This window comes from Exiguobacterium aurantiacum (assembly GCF_001766415.1).
GTDB classification, from domain to species: Bacteria; Bacillota; Bacilli; order Exiguobacteriales; family Exiguobacteriaceae; genus Exiguobacterium; species Exiguobacterium aurantiacum_A.
In genome coordinates, this window is record NZ_MKXO01000003.1 from 148,807 (window position 1) to 160,940 (window position 12,134).

Here is a 12,134-nt window from a genome sequence, read left to right on the forward strand (position 1 = left end):
ATGTCCGTTTTTTAACTGATTTTCATGTGTTCAACTTATGAAATATAAGCGCTTGAAAAAACGAGTCAAAGGAGCGTACTTTTATGAACCAATCACTTGAATTTAAAACTGAATTCACAGTTCAAACAATGATTCACGATTTGCATGAATTAATCGCGAAGACAAATCGACTTAACATTAACACCACAGAACTAGAAAAGATTTACCGTAGATTACAGGTCATGAATTTGATTTCAACACGTCATGTAATTAGTGTTGCTGGTTTACAGAGCGCAGGGAAAACTTTAATTGTAAAACGAACGCTAGGTTTGCCGGACGATCTTTTACTATCGGAAGTGGGTGTTGGAGAGAAGCGACCTGTACTGATTTCATCTGATAGTACTGCTTCAAATATTAAATATTTGGTGACACGCGCTGCTAAAACTAAATCAGGAAGCTTTGAAATTCAGAATGATGTTATCACAAAAGAATTATTAAACGAAGGTGTTCAAAATCCAAATGAAGAGATGCTTTGGTTTGAAATTGTTCTTCCGAAAAATAATGTCCTGGGACATTTGACGCTGGCTTTATTACCGGGATTTGAACGTAGCAGTCGCACCGATTCTCAAAAATTTCTTGATATCTTTCTTAATAGTTCAACAGGCGTCATTCTTGTATTGAATCATATGCGCCTTGCGCAAATGAATCAAGAAAGACTACTTCAAAAAGTTGCTGATACCTACAAAGACAAGTCACCAGGTTTTGTAATCACTCATGCTAGCGAGCTGTCACCTGATAAAATGGAAATGATTCGTCATAATTTATTTGAAAAATTTGAAATGGCTGATGAAGCTCAAATCATTTTATCGGATACAGATATTAAAAATGTGCCTCAAGAAATGGAGAGATTAATCAAATCAAATAGTCAGTATACACAGGAGTCTTTAAGTCTCCATCATGAAGAACTATTACAACTCGGTGAGTCTTTATCATATGAACTAACTTCTCTTGAAGACCAACTTGAGATTAAAGAGAACTACTCACTTAAATCACGGCGAGAACTTCGGACTATTCAACGCATTTTCGAGGCGGCACGAGAGAAATATATAAAAAATTTAGAAGATAATTTAAAAACACGCCTTGATTCACACGTTCAAAAATGCGTAGGTGAAATTACAGAAAGTATAAAAAACGAAAAGTATAATAACGTTGACAAAATTAAGTCTTTATTCAAAAGCGATTTAAAATTTAATGAGCGATTGAAAATACTGGAACTAATTCGACAGACTTACGCACAAGAGGGAACGCGAACAATGGATTACATCATAGTAGATTCTATTGAGGCAATGAATCGACGAAACATAAATATGCGTAGGCAGCACGTGTCACCTATCAAGCCAATCAAAACATCACTCCCTCCTAAAACAATGAAATTTTTAGAGACAAGTAATGAAAATAGACTAAGCAATCAAGCCAATAACGAAGTGTCTGCCAGTGATGGAGAAATTGGACAGTCTAATTTCACTCAAGCTCTAGCTGTCATCGATCAGTATTTAAATACAGATGATCTTGAGGTGACATTGACGGAACAGGATATCCAACAGCTCCCTGTTATCTCGGGGATAATTATGCAGCATTTGATATTGACAAAAGGGGACGTTGGTAGTCATAAGATGCTTACTGAAGGAATCGAGCAACTCAAAATGTTTCAGGGTCAGCCGAAAGATTTGGAAGAGTTTCATCAAGAGTTTTCAAATCTCTTTTTAGATGCGAATCGTATTGCGACTGGAGCAGCAGTTTTCTTTGGTATAGATGCACTAGATGGAACACTAAATGGTTTTGCCGCAATTAATGGATTACTTGGAACCCTCGGAATTTCAGCAGCGTTGACTTCCGCACTTTCTATTGCCGGGCTCGGTAGTGTAGCGGGACTTATAGCAATTCAAAAGGGATCAGCAAAAATCGAGAAGTTTAAATATGAACGTCACGAATATTCGCGTAAGGTACTAGAAGCAACAGCAAATTATCAACGTGAGGTAATTGTCGAAGGTGCAAATAGAATTATGGATGAAATGCAGGATAAGCTGACATATGCCTATCGATTACGGCGACAAGATGGATCAGACCTCGGACTGTATGAGGAGGTTGAAGTTCGGTTAAAACGATTAGAATATCAATGTGGGAAATTAAGAGAAGAGGCGTTCCGAAATGCAGGATTCCTTAACTGAGTTTCCAAAGATGCGGTTCAAATGGGCCAATGCTGCAAGAGAAGATTTCCTGGAACGATTTGAAATGTATGATATTCAATCAGTTAGTCCTGATTCTGAAGCTGTCATTTTATCGGTTTATGGACCAACACAAGTAGGGAAGACGACATTGATTTTAAATTTATTAGGTGTTAAAGAAGAAGCAATCAATGAACTTTCAACGTTTCTTCGAGGTAAACGCAATTTAGGGGAGTCTGCGACAGTCACGGTCACGCGATATCAAATTTCAAAGACGGAAGAATACGTGTTGACCTTGCCAGACGAAGCACCGACAGTCATTCACACATCGACCGTATTGGAAGAAAAACTAGCTGAGCTAAGACAGAGAGTAGAACAGGGGCAACATAATGCGATTGCCCCTGTTCTAATTGAATTGCCAAAATCAAAATTTGTTCAAACTAACGTCACTCTCGAATTATTAGATTTACCTGGTATTGAGTCCGCCGAAGAAAGAGAAAGACGACATGTTGAAAGATGTATTGATTATTGGATTCCGCGCTCGCACGTTTGTTTGATCGTTAATAGTGCATCAGATTTAACTTTTCTACGAGACATTGGGATGAGCCACCTGAAGCACTGGTATGACTATCCTGATAATTTTTATGTCGTGCTGACACGTGCTTTTTCGCCTGATTCAGTCAAAAAGAGACTTCAAAATAAAAATATTGGTGATGTGGAAAACCTTAGGAACTATTACAAAAGAGAAATGAATGACATTCTTGGGCGCATCACGGAGACGATTTATCCAATTGAAATTGGTCATAGTCTTGAACGTTTGCAACCATTTGAACAAGAACTAGCAAAAAAAATTTTAAATGAACTGAAAGAGCAAATTCAAAATATAAATTATCAGCATGTGTCTTTTAGTTATTTGACAAGGTATTACGCGGAAGTACTACGTGAAAGCGAAGAGGACATTACGTTCCTAAATAAAAAACTCACACTAAAGAAATCTCAAACTGAACAATGGAAAATCCGGCTAGGCATACTCATAGATGGTGATGAAGAAAAAAGGATTGCTCACGAAGAGCATTTAGAAATAATAAAAGAAGTTCAGGATAAGTTCAGAATTTTTTTCACATATCTGTGGAAACGAAAAACATGGGAACAACAAGTTGATAAATTGGTTGATGAGTTGCAGTCATGCATGTCTAAAAAATCATTGAATAATGGGTTTCGAGAGTTGAAAATTTCATTTGAAGAACAAATAAATAGTCAAATTTTAAACATGAATAAGCTATTAGAAAAATTGTACAAAGAGGACGATTTATTAAATTTAAATGTGAAATTAAACGTGAATGTGTGTATTGATTTTAATAATTGGGATGAATCGAAAATTGATAGATATCTTTCCCGAAGAAATTATAACGATCAAATAAAATTGATGAAGGCTAATTTAGTAGGCGTGACAATGAATTTCTGTAAATCAGTTTACAAAGAGGCGGACGAAATCTATAGAAGCCTTACTAACCTTTATGACGATTTAATAAGATTACATGCTTTGGAACAACGACGTGGAAATAGACGAAAGAGGACCTACGAGCAGAGAATAAGAAAGATTGAATATGAAATCTCTGAGTTCGAGATAGAATTATTAAAGACTCAATCCTCTTGGCAAAAAGATCAACACCATGCTCGAACATACAAATACTATTTTATCGAGCGTTTTAAAAGTAGAAAGGAAGAACTGTGCAAACAAGCAGTATATGGGGATGCGAAAGAACGTTACATGGCCGGAATATATCTACTTATGCTTGAAAAGGATTTCGAAAAAATTATTGAGACGTTAGGGTGAGAAAAAATGAATATAAGTAATCCTAAATCAAGTGAAGAAGCCCTTTATGAACAAGCTCTTGTTTCATTAAAAGAACTTAATGACGAAGTTTTTTTAAATCGTTTTCGAAAAGAACTAACGGAAGCCATTATTTCCATTCAAAATGAAATTGACGATTTGTCTGTGGAGATAAAAAGAGAGCAGAAAAATGTTGGGGCCGCTATCAAACATATGAATCATGTAGTAGAAGGAGCTAATAATCAGTCAATCTCAAGCGTTCAAAACATGGTGCAAGATGTCCAAACATATTTTCAAAGTTTTTCTGCCGAGTATAACAACGGAGTTGAACGAGTAAGAGACCTGATCAGTCAGTCTAATGAACTTTCTAAAGGACTGATTGATTCTTACGTCGCTAAACACGAAAAGAGATTTATAATGGCGCAGGAACGACATGAAATAGAGCATGGTCGTTTGAAGACGGTCGTAACTGAAATCGGAGAACATGTCTCTGTTCTAGAGGAACTTCATAGACTCTGGCTTGAACTGCTAAATGATTTTAAAAATAGCATGGCTGAGCAACGTGTTACATTCGAACGTAATAACGAGAACCAGCGAAATCTACTAATAACGACGGAAGAAAAATTATTATGTCAAATTAATCAACTGGAGGAAAAGATAGTTAAAACCGATAGAGAGCAACGAGATTCAGCAGAGATGCATAAAATGAACTGGCAGTCAGCGCTCAAAGAACAGAGTAGGGCATTCGAAAAAATAGAAGAACAATTGACAGGCCGTGTTAGTGAAATGGAGGACGCCATCAATCAGTTCACGAACGAGCATAGGGGTTGGGAGATAGCGATAAATGATCAAAAGAAAGTATGGGAAAATGAGTGGATTGAACGGACAGAAACAGATTTAATCAATCGAATTCAGGTAGTGGAGGAATTAAAAAATGCACATCGACAGTTAGCTCTGCAAACTATACAAGAGCTCCAAACAGAGAATAATCAATTGAATGCTCGATATGATACTCTAGCGAAGCAGAACCATCTATTTTTGGGTGGATTGATTTTTTTAAGTGCCATTCAAATTATTTTGCATTTTATTTGAACTATATTAAAAAATGAAGTTTGAGATGAAAGGGAAAAGTAACTTTTCGTCGGATATACAGATACACCAGTTTATCGCGTTTTGAAAACCTAGATGGATACTGGAATACGCTCGACGTTGTAGAAGGGTATGTACGTCACGATGGCCGATTTCAGTTCTTCATAAGTTTGGATTTCATGTAGGCAGTACATTTACACCTTCAAAGTACCTCAAAAACTCTTAATTGGGGTATTGTCGATGCAGCGGGCCAAGCTCGTGTCCTCAACTCACCCGTTTAGTTCTTTGGGATGTGTACTGGAAGCTCTGGTCGCTGTGAATCATCACGGCGCTCCGGTAGAAAGGGAAGCACCGGTAACTGACGAAGACGCGATGCTGCTTCAACATCGGATTGTCCATCGCTAGACGAACGCGGAATGTCTGGACTGGAGAACCGCATACGGGGCCTGAGCCGAGGAAGTGTTGCGCTTGATTTGACAAACCGTCGTACATAAAAGTTAAAGCCGCTATTAATAAATTGTGACAATGGTTATTTTGGTGTTGAGACGAACTAGGATGAGGAGTGCGTGTGTGCATACTTTAATAGTCTTTTTAATCGTATTGGTAATTTCGACTCCGATTTTTCTGTTACTCATTCGTGATTTTCGACGTCGCCAAATGATCCATACTTATCTAAAACGTCAACTTGATCCACTTAAGAGTGAACTGAAGAGCCACGAGCACAACCCAGCTAAACAATTCGAGTTACTCGACCCGATCTACCGAGCCGTCGTGTTTCAGACGCATTCAAAACTGAAGATGAAACGGGCACGGCTTGAAGAGATGGTCAGCGATGAACTCAATCGTCTCCTCAAAAGTAGACGGTCGGCACTTTGGTCGTCAATCGTCGTGATCGGACGTGGCGTGCTCGCGTTGATTATGCTCAGCGTGAGTACTGCGAGCGGTTATATCGTCTACACGGAGCTCGAGACAAGTGATTTATTCGGTCCGAAACAGGTCGAGAGTCAAACCGCTACGATTTTAGGGGACACGTTCGAGTTACCAGGCCAGATTGCCTCACCGGAAGAACTAGGCATGGCGCTCGCTTATCATATGAGCCAGTTTGATGAGTCGTTCGCCATCCGTTATATTGGCAAGAACAATGATTTTGAACAAATGATGGAGCAGGCAGGAGACTGGATCGAGACGAATCATATTTACGTCTATCGCTTATCGCGACAGTGGGAAACACAATTTACGGATTACGGAGGTTACGTCGACATCGAGTTCGACATCGCTTATGATATGACGACCGAACAGGCGCATCAAATCGAAGAAAAAATTGATCAAGTCGTCGAGGAGATCCCAACCGGCTTGAACGATTATGAGAAAGTTAAATATGTGAATGACTTTGTCGTGTTGAATACAGCCTATAATTTGTATAGCGTGGCGAGTCCGTTTACCCCGTACTCGATTCTATTCAATGGGGAAGGTGTCTGTGAAGGGTACGCGCTGACGACGTTGCTTCTATTAGAAGCGGCTGGAGTAGAGGCGAGATACATCTCAGGCGAGGCCGGGACGGAGTTGCACGCGTGGAACCTCGTGAAACTTGACGGTGCTTGGTATCACTTGGATACGACGTGGAACGATCCGGTCCCAAACCGTCCAGGGGAAGTCGGGTATAACTATTTTTTAGTGTCAGATGAGACACTTCGGGCGGACCATACGTGGGAAGAAGAGACGTATCCGGTGACGGCGACAGCGAACTATCATTGAGGTAGGAGTGAAGCGATTGAAGCTTCGCTCTTTTTTTGTTGCATTCATACACTTGTTTTTAAAAATAGGTCATTTCGTTTTTGAGAAACGTGCTATATTTTTATATGGGATTTATAGGATTCATATTCAAAAACATACACATTGACTAAAGAGAAGAGGAAAATATATGAAAAGGTGGTTAGGTTGGTTTCAGAATTAACTATATACGACGGTTATCTAGCTGTTCTGTACAATATACAAAGATTGAACGAAGTAATATAAGGAGGAAGTTCATGTGAAGAAATTTATGAGTTTACTTATTTGTACTATGCTACTTTTTGGCGTCCACATCGATTCTTTTTCTCTAATCGTGAATGCGCAAGTGGATACAATCAAGCCGGAACTAGAAAGTATTAGTCTCGACAAGAAATCCGTCATCCCAGGGGAGAGCGTCGGCATCACAATTGACGCCTTTGATGAGGGTAGCGGAATTCGTACGGTTGATGTTTACTACAGTAGCCCGGTCACAGTCAAAACGAAAAGCGTACGTCTGACGTTGGGCGAGGACGGCAAGTACCGGGGGCAGCTCGCGATGACGTCAAACGACGAGTCGGGTACCTGGATCATCTATCATGTGTCGATATACGACAACATGGGGAACTATCTAGAAATTTACAATTCGAATCATAGCAAGGTGCTTTCATCTTGGAACAAGAGAGATTTCAGCGAGTATAACTTCGAATTGAATGGAACGCAGGTGGACACGGTCAAGCCAATGCTGAAGAGCATCGGCCTCGACAAGAAGTCCGTCTTGCCAGGGGAGAGCGTCGGCATCACAATTGACGCCTTTGATGAGGGTAGCGGAATTCGTACGGTCGATGTTTACTACAGTAGCCCGGTCACAGTCAAAACGAAAAGCGTACGTCTGACGTTGGGCGAGGACGGCAAGTATCGCGGACAGCTCGCGATGACGTCAAACGACGAGTCGGGTACCTGGATCATCTATCATGTGTCGATATACGACAACATGGGGAACTATCTAGAAATTTACAATTCGAATCATAGCAAGGTGCTTTCATCTTGGAACAAGAGAGATTTCAACGAGCAGAACTTCGAATTGAATGGAACGCAAGTGGATACAATCAAGCCGGAACTAAAAAGTATTAGTCTCGACAAGAAATCCGTCTTGCCATGGGAGAGCGTCGGTATTACAGTTGACGCTTTTGATGAGGGCAGCGGAATTCGTACGGTCGATGTCTACTATGGTAGCCCGGTCACAGCCAAAACAAAGAGTGTACGTCTGACGTTGGGCGAGGATGGCAAGTATCGCGGACAGCTCGCGATGACGTCAAACGACGAGTCGGGGACCTGGATCATTTATTACGTGTCGATTTATGACAACATTGGGAACTACTTGACGACATACAATTCGAATCATGACAAAGTTCTTTATTCATGGAATAAAAAAGATTTTAGTGATTATAATTTTGATTTAATTGAGGACAACACGGTTCCTATTTTTGAAAAAATCGAATCAACTTCATTTGAATTGGACGACGATGGCTTCCAATCGTTTACCGTGTTCACTTCTGACAATTCAAAATTGAAGTCAGTTGATGCCACGTTTGTGAACGAATCCGATGAAACGATGGCGATATCGAGTACGAATGTCACGACAGATGGGTTTAACATGGAGTTGCCTCGTAGTGCGTTCCCTAAAGAAGCATCGACTTGGAAACTTCAATCATTGCGTATAAAAGATATGAACGGGAATGAAACGACGGTGACGGAAGGTTTATCTCTTACGATTAAAACGCTCGCTGCTATCACGCCTATCGATGCACGCATCGTCACATCAAATGAAAAATGGACTAACACAATGGTGAACCAAGATGTGTACATCATGCCAGGTGTCACATTGACGCTCGGCCAAGGTACAGTCCTCAACGGAAAGGTGTATGTCGGTGGGCGGTTACGGCTCACTGGAGGTGTGACAGCATATGGGCAAGTTCGTGCAACTTATTTTATTACCGGCTACTATACACCTTCCCAAGATGGGATGGTCGTCATATCTGGATCAAATCTTGTATATTCAAAAGCTGCGACGAATCAATTGTATGACACATTGCCATTCGGACTTGAAGCCACACCTGTATTCGAACAAGACGGCATGGTGTCAATATCGGGATCCTTCATTCCGCTGTCGACTCTCTACTTGAACGGAGAACCGCTCCAAACAAAAGCAAACGGAACGTTCCGTGTCGATATGAAGGCGCCGAAAGACCAAACTTTACGTTTCTCGATGACTGATGTGTACGGTAAGATTCATCGATGGTCGTATCGAGTGTATAAAACGGATGCTCCGATTGTAACTGCCACACTCGACAGTGGCATCTATTTGAAAGGTCAGATGGTTGAATTGACGACGACCGATGGAACGATTCATGTCACACGTAACGACCAATCATCTGTATACGAAGGACCTTTCACTCTCGACAAGACGGTGAGCCTCTCTGTTTATGCCAAAGATGAGATTGACCGTACGTCTGAGACCATATCACGGCGATATGAAGTCATGACAATTGACCCTGTGACGAATCGAGATACGTCGATTCAAGGAACGGCGGAACCGGGTACAGATGTAACATTGTCACTCGGCGCAAACACCTCTACAGTCATGACCGATGAAACGGGCCGTTTCGTCTTCGACGCACTACGTCTAACGAATAACTCTATGTTCTCCATCCAAGCCACTCACGGGATGTTGACAAGTGATCTTTGGACGAAGTCAATCCAAGACGTCATCGCGCCAATCGTGACCGGTGTCTCGCATGACCAGTTCTACGCTCAACCTGTTTCGTTCACATTCAACGAAGAGACAGCGACGTTGAATGGCAATGTCGTCACGTCGCCTGTCCGTGTGGAAACGGACGGCACTTACGAGCTAGTTGTCAAAGATGAAGCGAACAATCAGACAACGATGCGCTTCGTGTTAGATCAAAAAGCGCCTGTTTTGATGGGAGTACCGAACGGTGTGACAAATCAAGTCGTGACACCGACCTTCAATGAAGGTGTAGCGCTTTTAAATGGGAAGCCGTTTACGTCAGGCCAATCAATCACGACAGACGGTGTGTATACGTTAGTCGTTCGAGACAAGCCAGGAAATGAAACGAGGCAATCATTCAAGATTGACCGTACCCCACCTATCGTCAGTGATGTTAAAAATGGATCTTTCAACCGAGATATTACTCCTGTCTTTTTAGAGGAAACGGCGCTTTTGAATGACAAACCGTTTGAAAGTGGGACGATTTTGACGAAAGAAGGCCTCTATGACCTAGTGGTTAAGGACGAGGCGGGGAACGTCACGAAAATCACCTTCACCATCGACAAGACGGCGGTTAAGGTTCTCGGTGTGACAGAAGGTGACACGTATCCGTCCGCTCGCCCGACGTTTAGTGAGGGAGAGGCGACATTAAACGGGAAGCCGTTCACTTCGAATCAAGCCATCACGACCGATGGAGACTACTCATTGATGGTCACCGATCGAGCTGGAAATCAGACTGTCGTTCGTTTCACGATTGATGCGACACCTCCTGCTTTAAGCGGTTTGACGAAAGGGAAGACACATTACCGTGAAGTCGCACCCCTCTTTATGGAAGGGACGGCGACACTGAACGGGCAACCGTTTGTATCAGGGACACGTATTTCCCGGGAAGGTATGTACACGCTCCGTCTCATCGATTCAATCGGAAACGAGACGATTGAGACGTTCACGATTGACCGAACACGGCCTGGCGTCACCGGTGTCACGGCGAACCAACTGACGAACCAAACCGTTACGATTCGTTTTAATGAAGGGACGGCGACGCTTAATGGCAAGGCGTTCCGTACGAACACGCAAGTGAGCACCTCTGGTAAATATGCGCTTCGCGTGACGGATGCAGCGGGCAACTATAGCTCGATTTCCTTCACGATTGACAAGGTCGGTCCAATCAAGCCGACAATCCTCACACTGACGAACAAGTCGACACGGGTGACCGGTAAGACAGAAGCGGGTGCGACCGTACTGATTACGTATGACGGCCGGACGTACACGACGAAGGCGAGTTCGACCGGTGTCTATGCGTACAACCTGAAGACGACGAAACCAGGTGCGACCGTCTCCGTCCGGGGGCGCGATGCGGCGGGTAACGTCTCGAGCCTGACGTCGAAGAAAGTGCTCAATACGTTCTCGACGTTCACGACCAATCCGGTCAAGTCGACGCAAACAATCGTGACCGGCAAAGGGAACCGGGCCGCGACGGTACAGGCGTATGTAGGGACGAAAGCAATCAGTAAAGCGGTAAAAGTCGATGTGAAAGGGAACTATCGGTTGATGATCCCGAAACAAAAGACAGGGACGGTCATTACGGTGAAGATGACCCAAACCGGCTATCAAGAAGTGAAGAAGACGATGAAAGTCGTGAAATGACAACAACGCAGGTTGGCGAGATGCCAATCTGCGTTGTTGTCACTTTAGGGATAAGGAAGGGCACTTGGATTATGTAGATACCATAGGCGGGATATGTGAAACAGACTCAGTCGGTCATCGTCAAATAACCGTACCGGATGAAGCCAATGCTTCATCCGGTTTTTGAAACCAATCGAACGAACGCCCGTATACAGATTAACGACTTGAAAAGGAGCGCTGACCTATGAAACGCGAACAACATATCCGCCGCCTCGTCGACTACGCACGGCAAGGCAAAGCAAAAGCGATTATGATCGGAGCCGGTTCCATCTTCCTGACGAGCACGTTCCTGCGAACGGACGACCTCTCGCAACCGCTCCTCATAGGACTCGGTTTCCTCGGCGTCGTCCCGCTGCTCGTGCGTGAATGGAAACTCGGGACAATCCGGAGTACGTTCAACGATGACGCGACGTATCAACGGCTCATCCGCTTCCCGTTTTGGCTGACGCTGTTTGGCCTCCTTGTCTTGTACGCGTTGCTTGGGTGGTTTGAAACCGGCTCGCCGGGGACGTCGTTCTTTCTAGCGCTCGGTGTCCTGTTGCTTGGCATGTTCGGCCTTCAACGCGCCTTCGACCGCGTCATCTTAAAACTCGAACCCGACTACATCACCGACCGCGAACTGCAGCGCGAACTGAACTGATCGACCGTCTCCTCGCGAGGCGGTCTTTTTTTAGGTCCAAGTTCCCAAAAAGACAAAGAACGAAACGGAACGGCAACATGACATGATGTTGCGAAAAAATGATAAATGATTCCCTCCGATTGT

General features: G+C 43.0%; 7 protein-coding genes. 6 read left to right on the plus strand and 1 reads right to left on the minus strand.

The features are described from left to right. The first annotated feature begins 83 nt into the window (after positions 1–83). From BJU60_RS08365 to BJU60_RS08375, 3 genes are read left to right on the plus strand one after another with little or no spacing between them, the layout of a single operon-like run. A complete protein-coding gene (locus tag BJU60_RS08365; RefSeq protein WP_070328434.1) occupies positions 84–2,207 on the plus strand; it encodes a hypothetical protein in 2,124 nt (707 codons plus the stop codon). A 10-nt stretch (positions 2,208–2,217) separates the two neighbouring features. After that, on the plus strand, positions 2,218–4,041 hold the full coding sequence (locus tag BJU60_RS08370) for a hypothetical protein (protein WP_217265641.1): 1,824 nt from the start codon (positions 2,218–2,220) through the stop codon (positions 4,039–4,041). Between the two features lie 6 nt (positions 4,042–4,047). Further along, positions 4,048–5,130: a hypothetical protein gene (locus BJU60_RS08375; RefSeq protein WP_070328436.1), complete on the plus strand. Its 1,083-nt coding sequence runs from the start codon at positions 4,048–4,050 to the stop codon at positions 5,128–5,130. Between the two features lie 89 nt (positions 5,131–5,219). Here BJU60_RS08375 and BJU60_RS15465 read toward each other — a convergent pair whose 3' ends face one another. After that, entirely contained in the window at positions 5,220–5,321 is a 102-nt protein-coding gene (locus BJU60_RS15465) for an IS3 family transposase (RefSeq protein ID WP_367946374.1), read from the minus strand. A gap of 463 nt (positions 5,322–5,784) precedes the next feature. On the opposite strand from BJU60_RS15465, the gene BJU60_RS08380 reads away from it, so the two are divergent. The 3 genes from BJU60_RS08380 (at position 5,785) to BJU60_RS08390 (ending at position 12,011) form a co-directional block, all read left to right on the plus strand. Further along, entirely contained in the window at positions 5,785–6,882 is a 1,098-nt protein-coding gene (locus BJU60_RS08380; RefSeq protein ID WP_167615693.1) for a transglutaminase domain-containing protein, read from the plus strand. A gap of 274 nt (positions 6,883–7,156) precedes the next feature. After that, complete coding sequence (locus tag BJU60_RS08385) at positions 7,157–11,332, plus strand: Ig-like domain-containing protein (RefSeq protein ID WP_070328438.1); 4,176 nt, start codon at positions 7,157–7,159, stop codon at positions 11,330–11,332. Between the two features lie 223 nt (positions 11,333–11,555). Beyond that, positions 11,556–12,011, plus strand: a complete 456-nt coding sequence (locus BJU60_RS08390) for a hypothetical protein (RefSeq protein ID WP_070328439.1) — start codon at positions 11,556–11,558, stop codon at positions 12,009–12,011. Positions 12,012–12,134: the final 123 nt, after the last annotated feature.

Bases quoted from the DNA above. Each gene is read 5' to 3' on its own strand.
- BJU60_RS08365 (WP_070328434.1), top strand. From the start codon at position 84: ATGAACCAATCACTTGAATTTAAAACTGAATTCACAGTTCAAACAATG.
- BJU60_RS08370 (WP_217265641.1), top strand. From the start codon at position 2,218: ATGCGGTTCAAATGGGCCAATGCTGCAAGAGAAGATTTCCTGGAACGA.
- BJU60_RS08375 (WP_070328436.1), top strand. From the start codon at position 4,048: ATGAATATAAGTAATCCTAAATCAAGTGAAGAAGCCCTTTATGAACAA.
- BJU60_RS15465 (WP_367946374.1), bottom strand. From the start codon at position 5,321: ATGTACTGCCTACATGAAATCCAAACTTATGAAGAACTGAAATCGGCC.
- BJU60_RS08380 (WP_167615693.1), top strand. From the start codon at position 5,785: ATGATCCATACTTATCTAAAACGTCAACTTGATCCACTTAAGAGTGAA.
- BJU60_RS08390 (WP_070328439.1), top strand. From the start codon at position 11,556: ATGAAACGCGAACAACATATCCGCCGCCTCGTCGACTACGCACGGCAA.